23 protein-coding genes and 1 pseudogene are annotated in these 24,562 nt (G+C 36.9%); 16 read left to right on the forward strand and 8 right to left on the reverse strand.

The genetic code is table 11. The annotated features are described in order from the left end of the window. The first annotated feature begins 18 nt into the window (after positions 1-18). The 8 genes from IC610_RS01225 to IC610_RS01260 all read left to right on the forward strand — a co-directional run bounded on the left by IC610_RS01225 (position 19) and on the right by IC610_RS01260 (position 10,779). Positions 19-858 (forward strand): sugar phosphate isomerase/epimerase family protein, encoded by an 840-nt coding sequence (locus tag IC610_RS01225; protein WP_191734858.1) that lies wholly within the window; start codon positions 19-21, stop codon positions 856-858. A 214-nt stretch (positions 859-1,072) separates the two neighbouring features. Further along, positions 1,073-1,648, forward strand: a complete 576-nt coding sequence (locus tag IC610_RS01230) for a helix-turn-helix domain-containing protein (RefSeq protein WP_056084982.1) — start codon at positions 1,073-1,075, stop codon at positions 1,646-1,648. A 338-nt stretch (positions 1,649-1,986) separates the two neighbouring features. Beyond that, positions 1,987-4,809, forward strand: coding sequence for a TonB-dependent receptor (locus tag IC610_RS01235; protein ID WP_191734859.1), 2,823 nt, complete (start codon positions 1,987-1,989; stop codon positions 4,807-4,809). A 6-nt stretch (positions 4,810-4,815) separates the two neighbouring features. Beyond that, positions 4,816-6,129 carry a DUF5690 family protein gene (locus IC610_RS01240; protein ID WP_191736173.1) on the forward strand — a complete coding sequence of 438 codons (1,314 nt, stop codon included), beginning with the start codon at positions 4,816-4,818 and terminating at the stop codon, positions 6,127-6,129. Positions 6,130-6,138: 9 nt separating this feature from the next. Then, positions 6,139-7,293 (forward strand): TIGR03364 family FAD-dependent oxidoreductase, encoded by a 1,155-nt coding sequence (locus IC610_RS01245; protein ID WP_191734860.1) that lies wholly within the window; start codon positions 6,139-6,141, stop codon positions 7,291-7,293. A 5-nt stretch (positions 7,294-7,298) separates the two neighbouring features. After that, the gene (locus IC610_RS01250) at positions 7,299-7,967 is read left to right on the forward strand and encodes a phosphonatase-like hydrolase (RefSeq protein WP_191734861.1); all 669 of its coding nucleotides are present in this window, start codon (positions 7,299-7,301) and stop codon (positions 7,965-7,967) included. A gap of 82 nt (positions 7,968-8,049) precedes the next feature. After that, on the forward strand, positions 8,050-9,903 hold the full coding sequence (locus tag IC610_RS01255) for a LamG-like jellyroll fold domain-containing protein (RefSeq protein WP_191734862.1): 1,854 nt from the start codon (positions 8,050-8,052) through the stop codon (positions 9,901-9,903). A gap of 297 nt (positions 9,904-10,200) precedes the next feature. Continuing rightward, positions 10,201-10,779, forward strand: coding sequence for a hypothetical protein (locus IC610_RS01260; RefSeq protein ID WP_191734863.1), 579 nt, complete (start codon positions 10,201-10,203; stop codon positions 10,777-10,779). Positions 10,780-11,235: 456 nt separating this feature from the next. Here IC610_RS01260 and IC610_RS01265 read toward each other — a convergent pair whose 3' ends face one another. Next, the gene (locus IC610_RS01265) at positions 11,236-12,360 is read right to left on the reverse strand and encodes a catalase family protein (RefSeq protein ID WP_191734864.1); all 1,125 of its coding nucleotides are present in this window, start codon (positions 12,358-12,360) and stop codon (positions 11,236-11,238) included. 116 nt (positions 12,361-12,476) lie between these two features. Further along, positions 12,477-13,592 (reverse strand): alpha/beta hydrolase, encoded by a 1,116-nt coding sequence (locus IC610_RS01270; RefSeq protein WP_191734865.1) that lies wholly within the window; start codon positions 13,590-13,592, stop codon positions 12,477-12,479. A gap of 243 nt (positions 13,593-13,835) precedes the next feature. Here IC610_RS01270 and IC610_RS01275 point away from each other — a divergent pair, with 243 nt between their 5' ends. From IC610_RS01275 to IC610_RS01285, 4 genes are all read left to right on the forward strand, one after another. After that, positions 13,836-14,723, forward strand: coding sequence for a GLPGLI family protein (locus tag IC610_RS01275; protein WP_228462838.1), 888 nt, complete (start codon positions 13,836-13,838; stop codon positions 14,721-14,723). A gap of 340 nt (positions 14,724-15,063) precedes the next feature. Next, on the forward strand, positions 15,064-15,327 hold the full coding sequence (locus IC610_RS20210) for an SDR family NAD(P)-dependent oxidoreductase (protein WP_394368292.1): 264 nt from the start codon (positions 15,064-15,066) through the stop codon (positions 15,325-15,327). Then, a complete protein-coding gene (locus IC610_RS19960; protein ID WP_228462839.1) occupies positions 15,281-15,445 on the forward strand; it encodes a hypothetical protein in 165 nt (54 codons plus the stop codon). Before IC610_RS20210 ends, IC610_RS19960 begins: the two co-directional genes overlap by 47 nt. Positions 15,446-15,599: 154 nt before the next feature. After that, complete coding sequence (locus IC610_RS01285) at positions 15,600-16,028, forward strand: beta-galactosidase small subunit-related protein (protein WP_191736178.1); 429 nt, start codon at positions 15,600-15,602, stop codon at positions 16,026-16,028. Positions 16,029-16,378: 350 nt separating this feature from the next. On the opposite strand, the gene IC610_RS01290 is transcribed toward IC610_RS01285, so the two are convergent. The 5 genes and pseudogenes from IC610_RS01290 to IC610_RS01310 form a co-directional block, all read right to left on the reverse strand. Next, positions 16,379-16,933 (reverse strand): 2'-5' RNA ligase family protein, encoded by a 555-nt coding sequence (locus IC610_RS01290; RefSeq protein ID WP_191734866.1) that lies wholly within the window; start codon positions 16,931-16,933, stop codon positions 16,379-16,381. A gap of 286 nt (positions 16,934-17,219) precedes the next feature. After that, on the reverse strand, positions 17,220-17,711 hold the full coding sequence (locus IC610_RS01295) for a cupin domain-containing protein (RefSeq protein ID WP_191734867.1): 492 nt from the start codon (positions 17,709-17,711) through the stop codon (positions 17,220-17,222). A 326-nt stretch (positions 17,712-18,037) separates the two neighbouring features. After that, positions 18,038-18,901: an SDR family oxidoreductase gene (locus IC610_RS01300; protein WP_191734868.1), complete on the reverse strand. Its 864-nt coding sequence runs from the start codon at positions 18,899-18,901 to the stop codon at positions 18,038-18,040. Between the two features lie 78 nt (positions 18,902-18,979). Further along, positions 18,980-19,549 carry a Crp/Fnr family transcriptional regulator gene (locus tag IC610_RS01305; RefSeq protein WP_191734869.1) on the reverse strand — a complete coding sequence of 190 codons (570 nt, stop codon included), beginning with the start codon at positions 19,547-19,549 and terminating at the stop codon, positions 18,980-18,982. A gap of 153 nt (positions 19,550-19,702) precedes the next feature. Beyond that, positions 19,703-20,587 (reverse strand): annotated as a pseudogene (locus IC610_RS01310) (NmrA family NAD(P)-binding protein). A gap of 75 nt (positions 20,588-20,662) precedes the next feature. Between IC610_RS01310 and IC610_RS01320 the strand changes: the two are divergent. The 4 genes from IC610_RS01320 (at position 20,663) to IC610_RS01335 (ending at position 24,126) form a co-directional block, all read left to right on the forward strand. Further along, positions 20,663-21,049 (forward strand): winged helix-turn-helix transcriptional regulator, encoded by a 387-nt coding sequence (locus IC610_RS01320; RefSeq protein WP_191734872.1) that lies wholly within the window; start codon positions 20,663-20,665, stop codon positions 21,047-21,049. A 374-nt stretch (positions 21,050-21,423) separates the two neighbouring features. Continuing rightward, positions 21,424-22,011, forward strand: a complete 588-nt coding sequence (locus IC610_RS01325) for an SDR family NAD(P)-dependent oxidoreductase (protein ID WP_317173378.1) — start codon at positions 21,424-21,426, stop codon at positions 22,009-22,011. Between the two features lie 60 nt (positions 22,012-22,071). Next, the gene (locus IC610_RS01330) at positions 22,072-22,992 is read left to right on the forward strand and encodes a helix-turn-helix domain-containing protein (RefSeq protein ID WP_191734873.1); all 921 of its coding nucleotides are present in this window, start codon (positions 22,072-22,074) and stop codon (positions 22,990-22,992) included. Positions 22,993-23,214: 222 nt separating this feature from the next. Beyond that, complete coding sequence (locus tag IC610_RS01335; protein WP_191734874.1) at positions 23,215-24,126, forward strand: carbohydrate kinase family protein; 912 nt, start codon at positions 23,215-23,217, stop codon at positions 24,124-24,126. A gap of 60 nt (positions 24,127-24,186) precedes the next feature. Here IC610_RS01335 and IC610_RS01340 read toward each other — a convergent pair whose 3' ends face one another. Beyond that, the gene (locus IC610_RS01340; RefSeq protein WP_191734875.1) at positions 24,187-24,453 is read right to left on the reverse strand and encodes a hypothetical protein; all 267 of its coding nucleotides are present in this window, start codon (positions 24,451-24,453) and stop codon (positions 24,187-24,189) included. Positions 24,454-24,562: the final 109 nt, after the last annotated feature.

A 24,562-nucleotide genomic window follows, 5' to 3' on the forward strand; every position in this document is an offset into this window, starting at 1 on the left:
AAATTAAAATTAAAAAAAATGAAAGTAAAATTTGGAGCGTCATTATTATCATGGATCACACCAAACTGGAATCCGGAAGCGGGAAAATATGCAATTGAAAAAACGGCAAAAGCAGGTTTTGATTTGATTGAAATTCTTTTACCAACATCAATGGAATTTAATTCAAAAGAAGTAAAACAGCAGTTGGAGGATAATGACTTAGATGTTGTCTGCTCACTGAATCTTCCAAAAGAGGCGCATATTGCTTTTTATCCTGAAGTTGCAGAAAAATTAATAAAGCATGCAATCGATAAGACATCAGAACTGGAAACCGATTTTTTAGGTGGCGTTCTTCACGGCGGAATCGGCGTTTTTTCAGGAAATCCATTAACTGAAAATGAGGCTGAAATAATCGTTGAAGTCTGGAGCAAAGTTGCCGGTTATGCCAAAGAAAAAGGCGTTAGTATCGGAATCGAACCTATAAACCGTTATGAATCTTACGTTTGTAATACGGCTGAAAATGTTTTGGATTTAATCAAAAAGACGGATAAAGACAATCTGTTTCTTCATCTCGATACATTTCATATGAATATTGAGGAAAATAATTTTTATGATCCAATCATACTGGCCGGAAAAAAACTGAAACACGTTCACATTACAGAATCTCACCGCGGAATGTTGGGCGAAGGGACTATCAATTGGAACGAACTTTTCAAAGCCTTGAAAGAAATCGATTTTGAAGGAAATCTCGTGTTAGAAAATTTCTCATCCTCAATTCCGGGAATGCAGCGGATGGTTTCGCTTTGGCAGAAATCGCCTTATGATGCGGAGGACCTTGCAGTCAAAAGTTTAGAGTTTTTAAAAAATAATTGTAATTGATGCATTCTAAAAAACCATCAACAATTGAGCACTTCTGGTATGAAGCTTATTATTTTGATTTTATAATTTCAGAGTATTTCGTTTATTAAAAATTCTAATTTAATGATTTTGAAGAAATTCAATTAAGAAATGTTTACTATTTGTAATATTTATTTACATAGTCATTCTGTTAATTGTTATTTTTACACTCAATTAAATTGATCAGAGATTAAAAATGAGTGATTTTTTAATAGGTATAGGTAAGAGATTAAAGGATATCAGGAAGAAAAACAATCTTACCATTAACGATCTTGCTACCAGAGCAAGTGTCAGTAATGGTTTGGTTTCCAGAATTGAGAATGGGAGGACGATTCCTTCATTGCCTGTGTTACTGGAATTAATACAGTCTTTGGATATTGATGCCAGTTATTTTTTTGAAGGCGTTGAAAAAAAGTCCAATGCAAAATTTATTTTTGTTCCGAAGGAAAATCAGCAGGTCATTGAAAAAGAAGTGGAAGCTGAAGGTTTTAAGTACATGCATATTTTCAGCAAAAGCCTACACTCATTAGGATTTGAAGCAGTTTTATTAACCTTGAAACCTAATTCAAAAAGAGATAAAGTAATTACCGACGCCTGGGAATTTAAATACATTTTAAAAGGAAAAGTAAAGTACATCATTGACAATGAGGAAATTGAACTTCAGGAGGGTGACTCACTGTATTTCAACGGTAAATTACCACACGTTCCGGTCAGTATTTCCGACGAAGATTGTGTGATGTTGGTGCTGTACTTTTATTCTGATAAGAACTAAAAAAATCATCGAAATCTCACACTTCGGTTAGGAAAAGTTTACAAATAGTAAAATTAAACAGTTTGAATATTTAAATCTGTTAATCTAAATTCCATTCTGTAATATCATAAGAAATGAACTGTCCCTTGGCAGTTCATTTTGCATTTAAGCAATTAATGCTTTGTTCATCAGTGTTTTACATTCTTTTCAGATGGTATTTGAGAAAGAAATATAATTACAATTCTGTAAGATTGAGTTAACAATCATCCGACATTTATTAAATATAAATTAATATCTAAAATTTACATATATTAAAATTATTAAGTTGTTTTGCAGTAGAAATTTAATATATGTAAACAATGGAAACAATTATAAAAAAATCTTTATTTCCTCTATTTGCCTGTTGTACGATATTTGTCTCAGCACAAAAACAGATTGTCAGCGGAACAGTTTCAGACAGCAACCAGCCACTTCCCGGCGCAACAGTGAAGATAGCCGGCAGCTCAAAGGTGGTTATCACTGATGTTGACGGCAAATTTTCTGTGAATGATCTTCAGCCCGGCCATTACGATCTACAGTTTTCTTATTTGGGGTATGAGTCTCAAAATATGACGATTGATTTACTGGCAGATCAGTCTCTTGATTTGGGAGTAATATCCATGTTTCAGAGACAGAAAAATATTGATGAAGTAGTCGTAACCGGATCTTTGAAAAACAGTGAAGCCCGTGCATTAAATATGCAGAAAAATGCTATTAATATTTCAAATGTCATCGCTTCAGACGGTATCGGAAAACTTCCGGACAGAAATGCTGCAGAAACCGTACAGAGAGTTCAGGGCGTTTCCATTGAGCGTGATCAGGGCGAAGGAAGATTTGTTTCTCTGAGAGGACTTCCGCCATTCTGGGCTTCCACAACGATTAATGGAAACAGACTTCCGACAGCTGAAGAAGAAACCACTTCCAGAGCTACAGCATTTGACTTTTTCCCGACAGAACTGATTTCTTACGTACATGTCAACAAATCTTTCACTCCCGATATGGAAGCAGACGGAATTGGCGGCGGCGTGAACTTCATCACCAAAACTCCTCCCATGAAAACCGAGTTCAGAGGAACTTTAGGAACCGGATACAATGCGAAGTCGGATAAAGGCGTTTACAATCTGGGATTGCTTTACGGAGGAAGAACAAAGGATAAAAAATTCGGATATCTTGTTAACTTTTCGCACTTTATCAGAAACTGGTCAACGGATAATTTTGAAGCCAGAAGAAGTGGTGACGAAGGGGTTTTCAGAATGGAACTCCGTGATTATAATGGGGTAAGAAAAACTACCGGTGCAAACGCCGCATTAGAATATGTGCTATCGCCAAAAAGCACCTTGTATATAAAAGGAATGTACGGAACTCTTTCTGACGATGAAACACATTACAAACACAGAGTGCGATTCGATAAATTCAGTGCGAACAATACGGCGAGAGTTGAACTCCAGAATATTCACAATTTGCTGATTACAGAACTCACTTCAGTTTCTTTAGGCGGAGTTCATCAGTTCAATAAAAGTAAAATTGACTGGGATCTTTCGTATTACAACAACCTTTTCAAATATGGAAATGTTCCCGACAAGCAGAATAATTCCTATTATGTCATCAAATATACTCAAAACGGTGTAGGTATTAATCCGAATTATATTTCAGATAAAGGAAATGGTCCCAGAGCTTACTGGAAGGCAGATGGCGGAAAGTTAGATTTAAAGGATCCTGATGCATTATTTGGTTTTTACAGTGATCCGAACTTTAAAATGGATGCCGGACAAATGAGATTCACCGATTTGGAATTCTACAAAGTCTACGTACAGGAAAAAGATAAAATCGTTGCAGGTTTCAATCATGAAATCACAGCCTCTGATAAATTAACTTTAAAATACGGATTAAAATACCGAGATAAAGAACGCAACGCACGCTTTTCTGATATTTTCTACAATTGGTCAAACGGAACGGCTCCGCTGTTAGCAGATTTTGGTCAGCATATCACCACTCAACCTGGAGGTGCGAATTATCTGAGTGAGATAAATACGAATATTGGAAACACTTTCGGTCCGGTACTTTCCACTGGAGGAATGGATCAGTTCTGGTTTCAGAATCAGGGAAATTTAACCATCAACAAAACCGATTCTGAAGCACTGGAATACAACAAAGCGTTGGGAAGAAATTTCGACGTTTTTGAAAAACATGCGGATGCCTACGGAATGGGAACCTACAAAATCAATGACAGAATAACCATTTTGGGCGGTTTGAGATTATCCAACACGCACACCAAAGTAAAAGGTTATAATGTTATTGAAGATGTTTTAACACCTGTGGAAAATACCAAAAACTATCTTGCGGTGTTACCGATGCTGCATTTGAAATACATGATCAACGACAAAACCAATCTGCGATTTGCTGCCACCCGTACGTTCTCAAGACCAAATTTTGGTGATTTAACTCCTGGCGGAACTTACATTGAAGCGGACAATGAGTTTAAAGGCGGAAATCCAAACCTCAACCCGACATATTCTGTCAACCTTGATTTAATGGGTGAGTATTATTTCTCCAATGTCGGGATTTTGAGTGGTGGTATTTTCTATAAATCGATCACAGACCCAATTTTTCAGGATTCTTTTATCGGAAATTATAATGGAATCAATGGCGTACAGTTCAGTGCTCCCAACAACGGAAAAGCAGCATGGCTCGGCGGAATCGAACTGGGAATCAACAGAAGATTCGACTTTCTTCCAGGCTTCCTGCAGTATTTCGGAACGCAGCTGAATGCAACCTTCATGACTTCTGAAATGGAAAAACCAAGTGGCAGAATGGTAAAACTTCCTTATCAGGCGAAAGAACTTTACAATATCCAGCTGTTCTTCGAGAAAAAAGGGTTCAATGCAAGACTGGCTTACAACCACAAAGGGAAGTTTGCAGTGGAGTATGCTGAAGAGGATCTTTACGATTCCTACTACGGAAAATACAGCAATCTTGACTTTGGAACCTCTTACCAAATCAATAAGCACATCACGGTTTTTGCTGATGTCAACAATATTCTGAACAAACCTTTGATCTACCATTTCGGAAAAGATGAGCAAAGACCGGAGCAGGTAGAATATTACGGTGTGCGAGGAAATATCGGAGTCAAACTTAATTTCTAGACCATGATGACCTCTCCATCAAAAAACAACACAGTGAGTGTAACTCTGAAAGCGGCCATCGCTGCTTTCGGGGTCTACTTCTGCATGTATGCTTTCAGAAAACCTTTTGCGGTGGCCTCTTTCAGCAATCTGGAATTCTTTGGTTTTGATTATAAAATTTTAATCATCATTGCACAGGCAGTAGGATATTTTATTTCAAAATTTATCGGGATTAAATTTATTTCTGAATTGAAGCCTCAGAAAAGAATCCTTTTCCTTTTGGTTTTCATAGGAATTGCTGAGCTTGCATTGTTGGGATTTGCAGTCGTTCCTGCACCCTACAATATTCTGTTCATGTTCATCAACGGAATTCCTCTGGGAATGATCTGGGGAATCGTTTTTTCCTACATTGAAGGAAGAAAAACCACAGAAATTATCGGTTTGTTTCTCTGTTCAAGCTTTGTGGTTTCTTCAGGTGTGGTAAAATCTGCCGGGAAATTTTTAATGGACAGCTTAGGGATTACAGAATTCTGGATGCCGTTTGCCACAGGCTTACTCTTCATCATTCCTTTGATTATTTTTGCAGTTCTGCTAAATAAAATTCCGGCACCGGATGCAGAAGATATTGCCTTAAAAAAAGAAAGAAAACCTTTGAGCGAAGAGGAAAGAAGTTCGTTGGTAAAGAAATTTTTCCTTCCGTTGGTCAGCATTACTGTTCTTTACATCTGTCTGACAGTTTTAAGGGATTTCCGTGATAATTTCAGCCGGGAGATCTGGGATGAAATGAGCGGCACTGCAGACAGTTCGGTTTTCACACTCACTGAAATTCCTATTTCCATTATGGTTTTACTGATCCTTGGATTGATGGTAAAAGTTAAAAACAACAGAAAAGCATTTGCTTACTATCATTACATTCTTTTTGGCGGAATTATTTTAGTGGCGTTTTCCACGATTTTATTTCAGGGCAACATTATTTCACCATTTTTATGGATGACGGCATCGGGTTTCGGGATGTATCTCTGTTATATTCCATTTAACGGAATTTATTTCGACCGGATGATTGCTGCTTTTAAAATTAAAGGAAATGTAGGATTTTTCATCTATTTCGTCGATGCCTTCGGATATTTAGGAAGTGTTTCAGTACTCTTTCTCAAAAACTTAGGTTCACAGGACCGCTCTTGGCTTCAGTTTTACATTCATCTTAATTATATCATCGCTGCGGTTGTTCTCATTTTTTCGGTGATTGCTTTTTTGGCTTTTCAAAAGAAATCAGGATCAAAATCCGGTGCAGACAACGGAGAATCATCACAGCCGATTCGTTTCGATGCTTTTAAAATTTAAAAAATAAATATGAATACTCAATATGATCTTATCGTTGTGGGTGGTGGAATTTTAGGAACATTCCACGCATACCACGCATTACAGAAAAACCTCAAAGTAGCCATTCTGGAAAGAAACTCTGTTCCCCAGGGCGCAACCGTAAGAAATTTCGGACAGGTCGTTCCATCAGGAATGGACATTAAATGGCAGAATTTCGGAAAGGAAAGTTTAAAGATTTATAAAGATCTGCAGTCTGAGACTGATCTTACCGTAAGACAGAACGGCTCAGTCTATATCGCCTCCAACGATGAAGAACTTCAGCTGATCGAAGAACTGGCTCAGATTAACAAAAACAATGATTACGAGTCGGTCATTCTTTCTAAAAGTGAATGTATTCAAAAGTTTGACGGCCTGAGATCTGATTACTGCAAGGGTGGACTGTTTTTCCCCCAGGAAGTCTCAGTAGATTCGAGTGAGATGATTGTTAAGCTTCATCAATACCTGAAAAGTAAGGAAGGTCTTGATATTTTCTACAACACAACGGTGGTAGAGGCTAATGAAAATAATTTGCAGTGTATTGCCATAACTGCTGATGGAAAGAAAATCAATTCTTCAAAGATCATCATCTGTGGCGGACACGAGTTTAAGACTTTGTATCCCGAAGTTTTTAATGAAAGTGATCTGGAAGTCAGCAAACTACAGATGCTTCAGACCAAACCGCAGGGGATTTATTCACTGCCTGGAAATATTCTGACCGGACTTTCCATCAGAAGATACGAGTCTTTCAGTGAATGTGCATCTTTTAAATCCATCAAAGAAAGAGAGGACAAAAATTCTTTCGAGAAGAAATTCGGGATTCATATCTTATTTAAACAGGCTTTGGATGGTTCCGTAATCATCGGTGACTCTCACGAATATGCAGACGCCAAAAATGCTGATGATCTTGGTTACGATCTGAATATGGACATTGACGAATTTATGATCCGCGAAGCCAAAAAGATCATCGATCTGCCCACCTACGAAATTCAGAGAAGATGGTTCGGGATTTATTCTCAGTGCAAAACCAAAGATATTTTCGAGCATAGTGTTTCGCCCAACATTCATATCGTGACGGGCATTGGAGGCAAAGGAATGACCGGAAGCGGTGGTTATTCAAAATTTAATATCAATACAATTTTTTCTTAAAACAAATGAACATACAATTATTGGTTCTGGATATGGCCGGAACAACGGTCGACGAAGATAATGTGGTGTACAAAACACTTACAAAAGCTGTTAATGATTATGGCTACGAAGTGACTTTAGATAAAGTTCTTGAAATCTGTGCCGGAATGGAAAAAGCAGAAGCTATTAAAAACCTTCTCGAAAACATCGGCGGAAATACTGATGATACGGAAGCGATATTCGAAAACTTTTCTGATGATCTGGCTTTGGCTTATGAAAATCTTAATGTAAAACCTATTGCCGGAACAGAAGAATTTTTATTAAAAGTAAAATCCAAGGGTAAGAAAGTGGTTTTAAATACAGGTTATACTCAGAAAATAGCACAGCAATTGCTTACCAAACTCCACTGGAAAAGCGGTGTGCATTATGATGCACTGATCACTGCCGATGATGTTTCGCAAAGCAGACCCAGCCCTGAAATGATAGTCCTGGCAATGAAAAAATTCGGAATTACAGATCCAAAGGAGGTCTTAAAAGCTGGAGATTCCGCCATCGATATTCAGGAAGGAAAAAACGCAGGCTGCGGAATGACCATTGCTGTTCTGAGCGGCGCACAAACCAGAGCGCAACTTGAAGTGGCAATGCCTGATCATATTTTAAATAACCTCTCTGAGGCTGAACATATTCTTTTTTAATTACTTCAAAAACTGATTACCGGAGTTTTCTGTAATCAGTTTTATTTCGGTTTCCAAAAATTAAATCAATAAAATAAATATTATGAAAACAAAACTTTTCTCTCTTCTGGTTCTTGCGTCGGCATTGATGGGCGCACAGACCAAAAAAGTCCTGTTTATCGGGATAGACGGTTGCAGGCCGGATGTGATGATGTCATCCAACACCCCAAACATTCAGGGATTATTGCCGACCTCAATTTATTCTTTGGATGCCATTACTCTGGCACCGACCTGGAGTGGAAATGGCTGGAGTACGATGCTTTCCGGAGTATTTCATAACAAACATAATGTGCAGGACAACAATTTTACGGCTCCCAATTTTACAGCCTATCCCGACTTTCTCTCCAGAATTGAAACGTATAATTCTAATTTGAGAACCATCTCTTTAGCACACTGGGCTCCCATCAATAACAATATTATTCAGAATGCAGATGTGAAAACCAATTTCTCTACTGACCTTGCAGTAAAAAATGCGGCAGTAAATGCGTTGCAGAATGACAATCCCGATGTACTTTTTGTGGACTTTGATGATGTGGATCATGCAGGACATTCCTACGGCTTTTCTTCAGCTGTGCCTCAATACGTGAATTCTATCCAAACCACAGATGTTTATGTAGGTGAAATCCTGACGGCCATGAAAAACAGAAGTACGTATAATAATGAAAACTGGTTGGTAGTCATCACAACAGATCACGGAGCAACTGATACAGCTCATGGTGGAGCAAACCTTACTGAAAGAGATATTTTTTCAATTTATTCCAATCCGTCATTTACTCCTCAGCAGATCAGCAAAACGCAGATTCAGAATACGCCAACGTATAACCGTGTGAATTTTCCTGCAGGAACGTATGCGAAACCATCAGTACAGACCGGTTTTAATTTCGGAACAACACAGGATTTCACCATAGAGTTTTGGGTGAAGCCTAACGCAAATTATACCAGCGATCCGGTATTTATCGGCAATAAAAACTGGAATAACGGCAGCAACAAAGGTTTTGTGATTTCAGGATATTCGGGGCAGACCTTTAAAATGAATATTGGTGACGGCAGCAACAGACTGGATCTAGTAGGCGGAAAATTAGTAACCAATCAATGGAAACACATCGCTGTAACGTTCGACAGAGATAGTCTCGCAACAATGTATGACGATGGAGTTCCGGTAACGGTAGGAAAAATGAACACCATCGGTGACATCACGTCCAATCTACCATTAACCATCAACCAGGACGGCACCAATACTTACGGCGTTAATCTCGCCGCTTCCTACAAAGATGTAAGAATATGGAATGCAAAATTAACGAATGAAGCTATAGTTCAGTGGGCCAATCAGGATATAACGGCTTCGCATCCATTCTATTCTAATCTTTTAGCAAATTACAAAATGACTGAAGCCTCAGGAAGCAGTTTGACCGATTCAGGTCCTTTGGCTAATAATGCTGTCATTACCGGATCGCCGACGAGAAATCTTCAGACTTCAGAAACATTTACCATCCAGAATTATCTGAATACGCCGAGGCAAACCGACCACTTTCCAACAGTGCTCAACTGGCTGTGTATTCCGGTCATGTCTGCATGGGGGATTGATGGAACCAACAGAATTCCTGCCTGCGACCTCGGAAGCCTGGCGGTAAACGAGCAGGTCAAAAACAGTTCGGATCTTACAGTTTATCCTAATCCGGCCAGAAACGAACTGACGGTGAAATTTAAGTCTGCTGAAAGTAAAATCAACCTGCAGGTTATTGATTTTTCAGGTAAAACAGTGTTAACTAAAGATGTACAGTCGTCTACGGGTGATTACATTGAAAAATTAAATATTTCAAATCTTCCCAACGCAACTTATTTTGTTGTGGTAAAAGAAGGCAGCAAAAGAATACAGAAAACCTTTATCAAAAACTAATCGTTAGAATCATTAATTTTTGGAGTACAGACTGAATTTTTGGTCTGTACTTTTTTTTACCAAAAATATAATTTGAATATTGAAACGTTTTCTTTGTAATTTTGAAATTGAATATTTTTTTTGTCTTTTTAACTAGCAATTTAGTCTCACAAAACGATTAAATGATAGGCATTCTCTACACTTTAAAAAAGGAAAAAAAACGAATATATAGATTTTTATCTTAGTATATGCTACAAACTATCAGTATAAAACAATTATTAAAAGTTTTTCATCAACCTCCTTCATTAAAACTAAACTATGGAATTTATTCACTTTATAAATACATCAACTTTAAACAGCATAAAAGATAAAGGACTTCGAAGGGAATTTCACTATCAGGGTTTTGGAATTTTTGTATATCCATTGATTAAAATTGATTTCAAAGCACCTAACCAGGAATTTATTATAGAAGAAAGAGAAATAAATTCCAATTTATCTATTGAAGAATCATGGGAAGTGATCGGTGCGCTACACATTAGGCAAGCAAACGAAAAAGTTTTAGGCGTTGTTTTTAATCTCAGTTCGGAATTTTGGCCAATAGAAATTAAGATTGACGTGGGAAGTCATATATCTAAAAAATTTGCGAGCGAATTTGATAAAATAAAGACAGATGTTTTCTATCAAAGCAATTTGAATTTAACGGAAGTTGTTGAAAGCATCTCAGCGAAAAAGTATATCCTTGAAACGAAATTTAAGGTCATTTCAGAATCTGGCTTAAAATCATTAATTAAATGCTATAAAAAATCTGGTGGCGGAATATGGGAAGCGATGTCAGTTTATTGTTTAATCACAAAAAATATTGAACCGAATATGATAAAACGAATCGTAAAATTTTAAAACAGCTTATCAGCCTCTAGTAGTTAAAATTAGAACTCGTGAGCTGAAATTTTTAGTTTCTCGAAGAACTCTCTATCAAAGTTGGTAAATCCCAGCCTAAAGTGATGCATCATTTTTAAGTCGCATAAAACATTATTGATAATCTCAAAAAACGATTAAATTTTTATGCCGCCGTTGCATTCGGCTTAATAGATAAAAATTTAGATGTTATCATTATCCGAATTCAACAGCTACAGACGCAAATGTTTTAGATTTAGTTTAGATAATGTTTTCCAGGATTTATTATTGAGGCATCTAGAAAATATAAACTTGATATGAATTTCATTGATCCAAAATACGACAAAACTCCTTTTGACTTTAAATTTGATTAAGAAAACTTAAAACGGCGTAAATTAGTTTAATAACAAAAAAGAAATCCAAACTAATTAGGATTTCTTTTTTGTTAGATTGCGCAAATTAATCAGGCAACTCATCTATGCTGATAGGCTCCACGCGTGGAGATGAATTCATATGGTGACGGTATTTGGATGAAGTTTCGTATGCAAGCTTTCTTACCCTCATGATATTGCCGAGAGGTCTATGCTCCGGGAGGCAATGAAATGGATTGAAACTTAAAACATCATCACCATATACGCGCCGGGCAGGGCTGAATGTATTTTGTGGATGAATAGTCAAGCTGGCAATACCCTGAAACGGACTGTCTTCTTCCATCCATTGTACAGAACCATCCTCAACCGGCATTTTCTCAATATCTGTACACAGCTGTGCAGACAGTTCATAAACAGCAGTCTGATTTTCAAAAAAGTTTTTTACAATAGTGGTCAGAAAGCTTTCGGGTTCATTTTTTATTAAATCTTCATCCATATCTTTTCCATGCAATGATGCAACATTCTCTGATTTGGGAGCAATAGAAATTTTAGCTACGTAATCTCCGTACCGGATCGCAGCCATACTGAAATAGCGGTCACCCAAAATATGCGATCCGGGTATGCTGAAATGATTGGGATCATCTTCTTTTCCAATTAAATTTTTAATTTTTCTTCCCGCAACAAGCATTGCACCCTGAACACTCTGGAAAAGCTCAGGAGTATTAATATATTCTTCGACTTTTTTCTGCTGATCAAGATAATCTTTAACTGTTCCTGTTGGGATGATCGGGTAGTTGACTAAAAGAAAATCCTGAGTTAAAGCATCTCTATCTTCGTCTAAAAACTTTTCTCCTTCCACACCGATAATTTTAATGGCCATTCCCCGCTGAGAAGATTTTTTGTCTGGTTCTATCATTCCTGGCGCAGTGGAAAAACGAATGATTACCGGGTATTTCCGCGGTTCTTTAAAAAGACCTTGAGCCAGATGTTCAGGCAGATTGTCATAAATCTCTAATTCACCTCGAAGAATTCCGTGATTTTTGGCATGAGCATCACGCACGGCATGACGATATCTCTCAAACATTATTTTATTAACTCTCGCCATAGATTCTACCACGGCGCGGCTGTCTTCATCTTCGTTGGGTTGCTTTATTTCGATCTCGTCTGAATATCTTACATAATTTTTAATGTCATCTTTTTCTTGCTTATTCATAATATAGATTGATTTGGTAATGTTGAATTATTTGTAATTATCTCTTATTCTAAAAATAAATCCCCAGTTTGAACATGGGGATTTTTATATTTAAAATTTTAAATGCAGTTGTAGTACTATTTAAGAGCTGCTTTCAGTTGTTCAGCAGCATAAGCCTGAGCTTCTTTTGCCTGAGGTACAACTATGGCCATTCCGTAGAATTCGTGAGTTACACCATCGTAGTTTTTGCTGTTTACCTTCACTCCTGCAGCAGAAAGCTTTTCAGCCAACATTGTTCCGTCGTCATGTAGCGGATCGATTTCTGCAGTAATAATCGTCGTTGTAGGAAGTCCTGCCAAATTAGCATTTACCAGAGAAATTCTTGGGTCTTTCGCTTCATTCATATTATTCAGGTAATGTTTTGTGAACCATTCCATCATGGGTTTGTTCAGAGGTTTTGCGCCCGCGTACTTTGTATATGATTTAGTATTCATATCAGACTGTGCAATCGGATAGACAAGAACCTGATGTAAAGGGATCATAATCTTTTTGTCTCTGGCCATTATAGAAACGTTGGCGGCAAGATTTCCTCCGGCACTTTCACCGACCACTGCGATTTTTTTAGCGTCACCTTTAATTGTTGCGGCATTTTTAACTACCCATTCATAAGCAGCAAAAGCATCATTATGTGCGGTAGGAAATTTATTTTCCGGAGCTAAACGGTAAGCAACAGATACCACTACTGACTCTGTTTGTTCTGCCAATCCCTGCGCCGACGCGTTGTATACATCAAGATCTGCAATAACGAAACCTCCGCCATGGTAGTAAACGATAATAGGGTATGATGCTTTGCCGGTTTTCGGTGTATACACACGTGCGTGAATTTTGCCACCTGCAACATTTATATTAATTCCTGTGGTATCAACCTTAGGTGCTGGAACTGCAATATTGTTTTCCTTTACCAGATCCATAACCGCATCGGTAGGTGTATGGTTTTTTCTTGCTTCTTCCGGAGTAAGTGTTTCAATAGGTTTGTCACCATAGCTTGCCAGCTTTTCCATAACAGCCTGCATTTCTGGCTTGATTGTTTTTCCCCATTCGGGTGCGCCTCCTGTCGGTTTCAATGAAGAAACATTTGTAGAATCTGCAGACTTGGGATCAACTGATTGAGTTGATTCATTTTTTTTTGAGCATGATAATGCCACGGTCAACGCACATGCCGCTAATGACCATTTAATCAATTTGTTGTTCATATAAGATAATTTTGTGATTGCACAAAAATTATCTAATTATATGCCAACAATTATTTCATATGTGCCTGTGAGACAAATAAAGTACGATATTGAGTTTTTGACCTTATCTATTGTAGCGAATATAATGACTAAATTGCATTAATAATACATGATCCCAATATTCAGCTTACCAATTCGTTTAAGACCTTAAACTAATCCGGAAAGTTAAATAAATCTCACAAAAGGATTAAAAATTAAATAAATATGATGACATATAGTTGCGAATTAAAGAAAGGTCAGATGGGTATGCCTACTGGATATGGTAAAGTAATTATTCTACTGGCTTTTTTTGTTGGAATCTTTTTTCAAGCTCAAACAAATCGATATATTTACGAGTTGCGTTTAAAAATGGATTCGACAGATCATGACTATCAGAAGTATCACATGATTTTGGATATCGGTAAAGATGAAACCAAATTCTACGGTAGAGATCTTTTAATTTCAGATTCCATTAATAAGAAATTCGGTAATTTGGAATCGAAGCACGTTGATATGACAGGTCAAATAATTAAGAGAAAAACCGGTTCATCTACTAATGAAAACTTTCTTAATATCAAATTTGACTACTACACATATAGTACGACAGATCCTATTCATTGGGAGATTGATAAGGAGACAAAAAAGTTCAACAATTATATTGTTCAAAAAGCTACAGCAGACTTTGGAGGACGACAATGGATTGCATGGTTTAGCACCGAGGTTCCTTTAAATGAAGGTCCATATAAGTTTACGAGACTACCCGGTTTAGTTTTTGAAATTTATGATGATAAAAATAATTTCATTTATAAGCTGGTAAAAAATGAGAAGCTTCTAAAAAATGTTGATACAAATGATTTTTTAGAGTCAAATTTTGGGAATAAGGCAGTAAAAGTTAATGAAGGCCAGAGAAGGAAATTACTTATGGATTTTTACAATGACCCCTTTTCTTTTGAAAGAACTAATCTTGCTAATAAGCAGGATCTTAACATAAACATAGGTGGTAATCAAGTGAAAAATGTTGAAGAACTTAATGCCCAGGTTAAAACAATGCAAGGGATCATCAGTAAATATAACAATCCTGTAGACTTAAATAAAGCTATAAAGTATAAATAAACATTTTTTATAAAAAGTAGATATTATAAATCTCAAAAAACAATAATAAAAAACATTAACTATGGATCACAATACATTAGAAGAACTAAATAATGTAATTTCAAGAATTGTCCGCAACATATTAAACAAGGTTTTTTCAAGGCTGTAAGCAGGTTGGGGTCAGCAATATTAGAAATTCCAATCGCAAAATTGGAAGGATATTCAAGATATTAGAGCAGCCAATGAGTCAAGAGAAAAAATTATTAAAAATGTTGGAGAAAGTGTAAAAGGAAAAATTAGAACATTAAAGAATGTTTCACAATTTAACTTTGCTGCAAAGGTTCAGGAAAAGTTAGGTACGATTACAGCATGGGTCAACAATGCCGGAGTCTATCCGTGGAAAAGTTTTGAAGAGACAGATTGTGATACATTGCGTAAAGTGATCAGCGTTAATTTGGACGGTCCTTTCTTGATAAGCAAAGCTTTTGTGCCTTTTATGAGAGAAAATAAATATGGACGCATCGTCAATGTAGCAAGTACCACTTTCTTCCTGAATGCTCCACAAATGACAGCGTATTTTGAAAGTAAAGGAGGGGTTATGGATTTACCAAGCATTGGCAAGTGAAGTAGGTGCAGATGGAATTACTGTTAATGTGATTGCTCCCGGATTGACGAATACTAAATATGTGAGAAATAAAAACGCAGAAATTTACGAATTTCTTCCAAAATCAGGCAATTCATAGGGATATTGAACCTTAAGACTTGGTAAGTATTGTATCATTTTTGGTTTCTAAAGATTCATCATGTGTAACTGGTCAGACAATCGCAGCAGATGGCGGACAGATTAGAAACTAATTATCCTGATAAGTTGTTAACAGAAAAAAATCCAAATAAGAAATCCTTGCAACAGTCAACTATGCCGTCAACAGTCAAAATAATTTCACGACAAACTACCGGTACACCATCACGGCTGATGGAAAGCTAAATGTACATTACTCCATTCTACCTAATGTAACTGTGCCTTCGGTACCCATCGTTGGTATGCAGATGGAATCTATACCGACACTGAAAAATTTACATTGGTTAGGACTTGGACCATTTGATTCCTATCCCAACAAACGATCTGCTCCAATTTTGGGAATTTGGGGAGGTTCTGCCACAGGTGAGGAAACCAGTGGTAACAAAGCAATCAGATGGGTAGAGCAGAGTGGAACTATTGGTGGAGTACACGTTTCAACTTTAGGATATTTAGAGCATCATGTCTCATCGCCTCAAAAAATTCTGTTATTCTCAGGGGTTTTGGGTAGGCCGGAAAAAAGGCCGTAAAGCTGATGATTCAATCCCACAGCTATCCACAACTATAGGCCAACCTTTTGTAGGTGAATTTACCATTGAATTAAAATAAAGTAGGTTATTGTATTTTTCCTTTATGTTTTAATTACAACAAGAGAATAATTTTACAGTAAAAGCAATTCAATTATAGTCGATACTTAAATAAAGATTCTTAAAGTAGCTGAAAATGGCTCCGTTTTAATTTAAATAGAGCCATTTTGTTTTGTGTAATTACGGATAAGCATTATGATTTTTACTACGTAACCAATGATAAATGTCCACTATGGCTTGGCTGTTGCCAATAATGGCTGAGAAATACCTACAGTGATCAGTTACAAAATTAATTACCATAATGTGAGTTGTTTTTCCGCAAGTTCTTTTCCTAAAAATGGAAAAATCTGTACAACTTCAAATTGTTTTATTGTATCATTTAATTTCCTCAAAGCAATCCTATTGCACTCAAAATTAAGTGTTTCATTAGAAAAAATATTCCGGGATATCTCAATCTGTTGAGGTGAGAGTTTCCGCCCAATACTTATGTGAGCATTGCTTGTAATGTGACCTTTAACTTCTGATCTTAATCTTTTAATAAATTTTTCGAGGTCATTTTTGCTATTAGCATTGGGTGAGAAAAATGCTGTTTGTTCAGAACAGATGACCTTGTCAAATTCGGCAGGGAAACATTTCTGTTCTCGCGCAACTTTAATTAACTTCAAAATTATTTTGTTCAGTTTATTTTCAGTCGCCCAAAATTCTTGAACGGTTATGTGAGCAATTGATTTGCGACTAGAATATTCTTTTCCAGATTCTGTAAATAACTTCCTTTTTAATTCGTCAACCTTCTCATTAACTTCATCCGGTGGTAGAATAACAATTGAATAATGATTAACGTGATTCATACAAATTTCTAAAAGTTGAAGTTAATCTTTTTTTGAAAGAATAGTCTATGATAAATTAGAAATAATGAAGCACCAATATAAGATTGATGCTTTGTGACCAACACGGGCATCTCGTCAAACATTTTAGAGATCAATTGATTCTATAAACCAAGAAAGGAATTAGGAGCTTATTTTATCTTATATTTCTTTCCGTCATATTTTACTGCGATTCAGCTTTCCTTGTTATCTGAGGATTATTTCAAAATTATGAAACAGATATAAAGTTAACAGTTTCCTCAATTTTCATTTAATCTAAAAAGTCAGGAGGATAGGTTTTCTGGTTGTATTTGAGATCTAATTGTTTTAATATTTGCTTTCTTTCTTCAGTCAGTTCCGGGATTTTTAAAAATTCTCCTTGAGCTACCGGCTGACCAATCTCCTTAAATAAATTTTCTAACCCTGCAGGAACCACAGTACAAAGCAGCCTTGCAAATGTGTCTGACTTATTCTTAAAGCAATGAATTGCACCTCCCAAAGGAATATTGACGAATCCGTCTCTGCCAACGGTCTGTTGTCCTGATTCGGTTTTAAATTCTACTTCGCCCTCCAAAACGTAAAACATTTCCTGAGTATCTTCGTGCGAATGTGGTGGCGGTCCTCCATTAGGCGGGACAACCATTTCAATCACGGCATAGTTACCGTTTGTCTGCTCCCCAGATATAATGATCCTGTAATTTCCGCCGGCTATGGCCAAAAACTGACCTTCGGTCTTGTCTGTGATTGTGATATTATTTTCCATGTTAGAAATGTTTTTTTTTCGGGTGAGCTTATTTTTATTAGTCTAAAATAATAAAAAATAAACATTTGGTGAAAGGAAATGTTTATCCATAAAAACTTTGAAAATGGCGGCAACTGAGGACAGCTGACGCCATTTTTATTATTTAAGAACGTAAAAGCAAACTGAAATTTCCAATTTTAAAACTGAAATGGTTTGAGCTATGGTTCTAACCTAAAGGAATATTGATTAGAAATTTTAAAAAAAATTAAAAGGAACTGATTTAAATTTTACTAAATCTCAAATCCCAATGAAAATTTCTAATGTTTAAAGGCATTTTAAATCTGATGTTAAACCAAAAGACCCTGCATTCCAAACGCTGTTAAAACCTTAGTGTATTGGGAGGCAACAGCCTCGTTTGCTGCTTCAACGATATGGCCAGTAGACTGATCAACAACGGTTCTTAAAGGTCTTTGTCCCTGAGGCGTATTGATGAGTTTGACCACTGCATCGGCGACATCCTGCGGATTTGGTTTTCCCTTTTCAAAAATTTCACCAAGAGCAGTGAACATTTTATCAGGAAGGTCTGCAATAGCTTGATAATCATTACTTACAGACGGATCAGCACCCACAGCGAGTTTTTGTGACATCTCAGTAGGAAAAGCTCCCGGCTGAATTATCGCAACATCTACTCCTGATGACCGCAGTTCATAATGCAAACCTTCACTTAAACCTTCCAGAGCAAATTTTGAAGAGGCGTATACCGTTGAAAGAGGAGCTGAAAATCTGCCCCATCCACTTGAAACATTGATGATCAAGCCTTCCGACTGTTTGCGCATAAAAGGCAATGCTAATTTCATTAATCTCCACGGAGCAACCGTATTTACATCCAGCATGTGCTGCAGATCAGCTGGAGTAGCAGTTTCAGCCACGCCAAACATAGAAATTCCTGCATTGTTGACCAGCACATCAATTGTACCTTCTGCAGCTATAATTTTGTTGAATGCAGTATTCACACTTTGCTCATCAGTTAATGAAACATCCAGAACGGTGATATTTTCCATCTGTTCCAAAGTCTTTGCTTTTTCAGCATTCTTCCCACTGGTATCTCTCATTGTGGCGTATACTTTATGTCCCAATGCGGCCACGCTTTGCGCTGTAAGCCATCCGAATCCACTGTTTGTTCCTGTTATAAGAACTACTTTTCTGTCCATTTTTATTATATTTAAATTAATGATACAAATTGCGGATACTGCTGAATGATAACGTTTACCAAATGGTAAAAAGCGATTTTACCGGATGTTTTTTCTGATTCTGCTCAGCGACTGTTGGGTAATTCCGAGATAGGAAGCAACATAAGAAAGCGGAATTCTGTTGACCAGAGCCGGAAATTTCTCAATAAATGAAAGATAACGGGTAGTTGCATCTTCTGAAACCAACGGACTTCTTCTTTCGATCGTTTTCAGAAGACAGTTTTTCAGGATCAGATTGGTAATCTCGTGCCAGCCGACGATGGTGTTTCCGATCTCGTCCCAGTCTTTCTTGGAAAAAACAAGGAGTTTACAGTCTGTAACGGCTTCGATATAGTCGGTGGCGACGATTTGCACCTCAAAATTCTGCTGATCTGAAACAAAATTGTTTTCATCAACAAAATGATGTGTAATTTCCTGTCCTTTATTATTGTAATAGCAGAAACGGACTACGCCTTCTAAAATAAATCCTACCTGTTTTGGGATTTTTCCGGCCTCTGAGAAATATTCGTCTTTACGGAGAGTGATCTCTGTCGTCTTGCTGAGAATAAAGTCAATCTGCTGTTGGTTTAAATTACCAAAATGCAAAATATAATTGGTGAGTTCTTTCATTAACACAAAAATAACAAAAGGCTTTGTCAGTTGATTTACCATATGGTAAAATCGATACGTTTGACAGCTGCAGATGAGGTCAACTATATATTTAACTTAAAAAAGCGGCAAAAAAACCGCTTTTCAATTATCTGTCAATATTCACCTGTATATTTACAACTTTGCTGAAGACTGTAATTCTCTGATCTTCTTAATCCCTGTATCATCCAACCATTCTTCAAAGCTAGTCAATTTGGGTAGCCAGGATGAGATAAGTTCAATATCGATTGAATCATATCCTTCTGTTGCTACCATCTCAACTAATTTGGCAAAGGTTTCACTTTGCTGGTAAAGTATTTCTAAAGGAACCTGAACAAATTCGAGTGGCTGATCCAGTTTTCTTTCCAGCAGTTTAAGAACCTGTTTTGGGGCGAAAAGTTCACCACCAAAGTCAATTGTTTTACCATTGAAATCTTTGTAATTCTGAAATATGATGCGCGCAAATGTTCCGATATCTTTTGTCGTGATCCATGATATGGCTGTTTCTTCAGGTAAAGGGTTAATGAACTTGTTGTCACCTAATCCAAAACTTGGTAAAAGAAGATTTTCCATAAATGAGGCTGGTCTTATAACAGCACCATCTAATCTACTCTGCAGTAAATATTTTTCAATAGTGAACTTGAATCTTGGGCGGAATCTGTCCTGCTTGTCAGAAGCCATAACCGAAGAATACAATATAAATTTAACTCCTTTTTCCTCCGCAAGCTTAATGGTTTGGATCCCTAAATCAGCTTCCTGCTCATCTGTTTCTTTGCTCGAAACCCATACACCGGGAAGTACCAGAAACAGTCCGTCGATTTTTTGAAACACCTCTTACAAAACGTCAGTGTTTTCCAGGTCACCCTTAATTAAAACAGCTCCTGCACTTTTTAATTTCAATGCTTCCTGAGATTGTGGATCTCTCGTCAGCGCAAACACTTCAAAATCATTTTTTAACAGTTCATACACTGTGGCACTTCCTTGATTTCCGGTGGCACCTGTTACTAATATTCTTTTCATTGTAAAAATTTATTTTGAGCAAATTTACCTTCCATGTTTAGTATATTTGTGTTGACTAACCTTTAGGAAAGTATAATGGAAAAGAAGATAAAACCCTGTATAGATAATGAACAGATTTTAAAACAGAGATTTTTGGCACTACGGGACACTTTGGATCTTCTGAGTGGAAAATGGCGTTTTTGTATCTTACTGAATCTGCATTATCATCAAAAGTTGAGATTTAAGGATTTTTTTGAGGTTTCAGAAGGAATTTCCCCTAAAGTGCTTACTTCTGAACTGGCGACGTTAGAAGCACACCAGCTGATTCAAAAGAAAGTCGAATACACGCCTACCAAGGATATCACTTATTATGTCTTAACTACCCATGCTCAGGAAATTTGGACGGTGTTGAATACCTTGATAGAATTTGGACTGTCCAATCGCCAGGAAGTCATCAGATCATTCCATTCAGATAAAAATTAAACGCTGTTAATTGAAGTGAAAATTTCTGTTTAACCGAATGTTCTGCCATTAGCCTACAAACATCTGCGGTTTGCCTACAAATATGAATGACCGTCTTTCTAATTTTGTCGTGTTAAAATTAAATAAAATATTATGACACAGCAAAATAGAGTATGGTTTATTACGGGATCTTCCCGCGGTTTCGGACGTGTATGGACAGAAGCTGCATTGAAACGTGGTGATCAGGTGGTTGCTACAGCAAGAAAGTTGGAAAGCATTTCAGATTTTAAAGAAAACTATGGCGACCAGGTACTGACCCTGGAGCTGGATGTTACAATCCTGATCAGGTCAAAGAAGCTGTCAAGAAAGTCCACGAACATTTCGGAAAACTGGATATTGTTCTCAACAATGCAGGATATTCACTGGTCGGAACTATTGAGGAAGCAACTGCGGATGAGATACGTGCCCTGTACGAGACAAATATCATCGGTCCGACAAGTGTTATTCAGGCAGCATTACCCATCTTGAGAGAACAGGGTTTTGGTCATATCTTGGGAACTTCAAGCAACATTGGCCACTTTACTCTGCCCGTCCTGGGATATTACAGTTCTTCGAAATGGGCATTTGAAGCCATTCACGAAAGTTTATCAGAAGAAGTGAAGCAGTTTGGGATTAAAGTCACCATTATAGAACCGGGAGCATATGCCACAGAATTCGGCAGTCAGGAATCATTAAAATTTTCAGGCAATATCGAAGCTTACACAGATCTAAAAGCAGAATTCTTTAAAAGCCTTTCAACGTTTGAGCAGGGAGATCCTAATGCGACCGCTCAGGCACTTTTCAAAGTTGTAGATTCTGAAAATCCACCATTGCGTTTTCATATGGGAAGTCATAACCTGCCATTGATAAAGGGAATCTATGCAGAACGGATCGCCTTATGGGAATCTTGGGATGAAGTTTCGAGATCAGCTCAAGGCAACTAATAATTTTATATAAAACCGATTATTTTTATAGTCGGTTTTTATTATCTTTAATAAAGAATTATGAAAAAAGACGAACAGACACCTAAAAAATTCAGATCACTCACCGAAGCACATCTCTTTTTTGATCTGCCGGAACCCAAGCATCCGCTGATCAGCCTGATCAACGAGGCTCACAGTTTTATGACAGATGATAAGCTGCACCGTCGTCATGTTTTAGGTTTTTATAAAATATCATATAAACCAAAATTAAGCGGAAAAATAGAATATGGTCAGGATTACTACGACTTTGATCAGGGCGGACTTCTATTTGCGGCACCGGGTCAAATTATGGGAGGTAAAGGGTCAGAAGATTCTGCCTGTTCTCAGTTTTCTTTGTTTATCCATCCTGACTTTTTTTTGGGTTATCCATTAGCCAAAAAGATCAAACAATTTGGTTTCTTCTCGTATTCCATCAAAGAGACCTTACATCTCTCAGAAGAAGAAAAAAATACTGTTCTTTCCCTTTTTAATTTTATAGAAAATGAATTGAATGCGAGGATCGATGATTTCAGCCATGATGTGATCATCTCTCAGCTTGAATTATTATTTAACTATGCCAATCGTTTTTATAAAAGGCAGTTTATTACCCGAAAGGCTGTAGGAAGCAATCTTCTTGAAAAATTCGAGACTTTACTGGATGCATATTTTAAAGATGATCTATCTGCAGAACTCGGATTGCCATCTGTCTCGTACTTTGCAGACCAACTCAATCTGTCGGCGAGTTATCTGACAGATATGCTGCGTTCCCTCACAGGGCAGAGTACTCAGCAGCATATACACGACAGACTGATCGTTGAGGCCAAACTGATCCTTTCCACAACGAACCTTTCTGTTGGAGAGGTAGCATATGCCTTAGGATTTGAGCATTCCCAATCCTTCAGCAATCTGTTTAAAACAAAAACTAAAATTTCTCCTTTAGAATTCAGAAAATCTTTTAACTGAACTAGCTGTAAATTACAGTGCCTCTCATAATTTAAATGATTATCGTATCCAATGACAAGGACATCTTTTAACACTTTTATCGGTGATTTGGTTCACTTGACCTTTGCAAAGCAGGATTTAAAATGTTCAACTGGATTTTTGATGTTCTAAAATACAGCAAATAAATTATTATCTTAGTTGATTATAGAATTCATATAAAAATATCAACATACGTATTTGCTCATGTTTAATAATAATAAGATTAAAGCAATCAGTTTTGGAGAAGTTCTATTTGATGTTTTTGGAGATCATAAAAAGATTGGTGGAGCACCACTCAATCTCGCTCTCAGAACAGCTTCATACGGCTTTCCCGTAACAATAATAAGTGCTGTTGGGAATGATGAAAACGGTGAGGAAATTCTCGATTATATCAGAAAGAAGGATCTTGAAATTTCAGCAATCAACGTTTCTCAGGAATATCAAACGGGCATTGTACAGGTCTCGTTAAACGAAAGTGGTTCTGCAACTTACGAGATCAAATTTCCTTCTGCCTGGGATTTTATTAGTGCAGATCAGAAAATAGTGGATACTGTAAAAGATGCTGAAGTTTTTTTCTACGGCAGTCTTGCATGCAGAAATGAGGTTTCCCAAAATACGCTTTTTTCCTTACTTGATTCAAATACTGCAATGTTTAAAGTATTTGATGTGAATTTAAGAAAACCATTTTACAATATACAGCTTCTGGAAGAACTGATGAACAAAGCTGATTTCATCAAATTTAATGATGAAGAAATACTTGAAATTGCCGGAGAAATGGGATTTCAGTCCGATGATCTGATGTCAAATATTAAATTTTTGGCAGAGAAAACAGACACAAAAGCAATCTGTGTAACCTTGGGTAAGCACGGATCTGTTCTGTTATGGAATGATCATTTTTACAGACATAAGGGATATCGTGTAACAGTAAAAGACACGGTGGGAGCAGGGGATTCTTTCCTGGCAAACCTCATTTCAAAATTACTTACAGATCATAATCCGGAAGAAGCACTCAATTTCGCCAGCGCGGTCGGTGCTCTGGTAGCGGGCTATTCCGGTGCTAATCCTCAGATAGAAAATTCAGAAATAGAAATGTTGATAAGACAGAATGCTGACTGAATTATTAGCATCAGTTGTTTCTAAACTTATAAAAAATTATCTTTAAAATCCATAAACTCATTAATCTTCGTCTTCCGCATCCTGGAAAAATAATGAAAGGGTAACAATATTTTCTTCTTCAATTCTATTCCATATGATTGCATTAACTGTTCCCAGTACAATTTTGTCAATTGAGTTCATATGATCTTCAAACAGTTGTTTTTCATCTTCCATCATATAGTCCTGAATCATGATATAATCTCCGACTCTTGGAATAATTTCAAAATGCGATGCGGGAATTAGGATTTCTAAATCGGAAAGATGATCAGATGTAAATTGTACTTTCATAAAATAAGTTTTTAGTATGCTAATATATTACATCTGCAAGATAAAATGATTACTTCTGGCTTATACTTCAGAACTATTTCAGATTCTAACTGTAGTGGTAAAATTTAAA

The organism is Chryseobacterium caseinilyticum, assembly GCF_014837145.1.
Taxonomy (GTDB): Bacteria; Bacteroidota; Bacteroidia; order Flavobacteriales; family Weeksellaceae; genus Chryseobacterium; species Chryseobacterium caseinilyticum.

Bases quoted from the DNA above. Each gene is read 5' to 3' on its own strand.
- IC610_RS01330 (WP_191734873.1), top strand. From the start codon at position 22,072: ATGAAAAAAGACGAACAGACACCTAAAAAATTCAGATCACTCACCGAA.
- IC610_RS01225 (WP_191734858.1), top strand. From the start codon at position 19: ATGAAAGTAAAATTTGGAGCGTCATTATTATCATGGATCACACCAAAC.
- IC610_RS01320 (WP_191734872.1), top strand. From the start codon at position 20,663: ATGGAAAAGAAGATAAAACCCTGTATAGATAATGAACAGATTTTAAAA.
- IC610_RS01275 (WP_228462838.1), top strand. From the start codon at position 13,836: ATGATGACATATAGTTGCGAATTAAAGAAAGGTCAGATGGGTATGCCT.
- IC610_RS01295 (WP_191734867.1), bottom strand. From the start codon at position 17,711: ATGGAAAATAATATCACAATCACAGACAAGACCGAAGGTCAGTTTTTG.
- IC610_RS01300 (WP_191734868.1), bottom strand. From the start codon at position 18,901: ATGGACAGAAAAGTAGTTCTTATAACAGGAACAAACAGTGGATTCGGA.
- IC610_RS01255 (WP_191734862.1), top strand. From the start codon at position 8,050: ATGAAAACAAAACTTTTCTCTCTTCTGGTTCTTGCGTCGGCATTGATG.
- IC610_RS01270 (WP_191734865.1), bottom strand. From the start codon at position 13,592: ATGAACAACAAATTGATTAAATGGTCATTAGCGGCATGTGCGTTGACC.
- IC610_RS01250 (WP_191734861.1), top strand. From the start codon at position 7,299: ATGAACATACAATTATTGGTTCTGGATATGGCCGGAACAACGGTCGAC.
- IC610_RS01245 (WP_191734860.1), top strand. From the start codon at position 6,139: ATGAATACTCAATATGATCTTATCGTTGTGGGTGGTGGAATTTTAGGA.
- IC610_RS01240 (WP_191736173.1), top strand. From the start codon at position 4,816: ATGACCTCTCCATCAAAAAACAACACAGTGAGTGTAACTCTGAAAGCG.
- IC610_RS01260 (WP_191734863.1), top strand. From the start codon at position 10,201: ATGGAATTTATTCACTTTATAAATACATCAACTTTAAACAGCATAAAA.
- IC610_RS01230 (WP_056084982.1), top strand. From the start codon at position 1,073: ATGAGTGATTTTTTAATAGGTATAGGTAAGAGATTAAAGGATATCAGG.
- IC610_RS01340 (WP_191734875.1), bottom strand. From the start codon at position 24,453: ATGAAAGTACAATTTACATCTGATCATCTTTCCGATTTAGAAATCCTA.
- IC610_RS01235 (WP_191734859.1), top strand. From the start codon at position 1,987: ATGGAAACAATTATAAAAAAATCTTTATTTCCTCTATTTGCCTGTTGT.
- IC610_RS01290 (WP_191734866.1), bottom strand. From the start codon at position 16,933: ATGAATCACGTTAATCATTATTCAATTGTTATTCTACCACCGGATGAA.
- IC610_RS01335 (WP_191734874.1), top strand. From the start codon at position 23,215: ATGTTTAATAATAATAAGATTAAAGCAATCAGTTTTGGAGAAGTTCTA.
- IC610_RS01265 (WP_191734864.1), bottom strand. From the start codon at position 12,360: ATGAATAAGCAAGAAAAAGATGACATTAAAAATTATGTAAGATATTCA.
- IC610_RS01305 (WP_191734869.1), bottom strand. From the start codon at position 19,549: ATGAAAGAACTCACCAATTATATTTTGCATTTTGGTAATTTAAACCAA.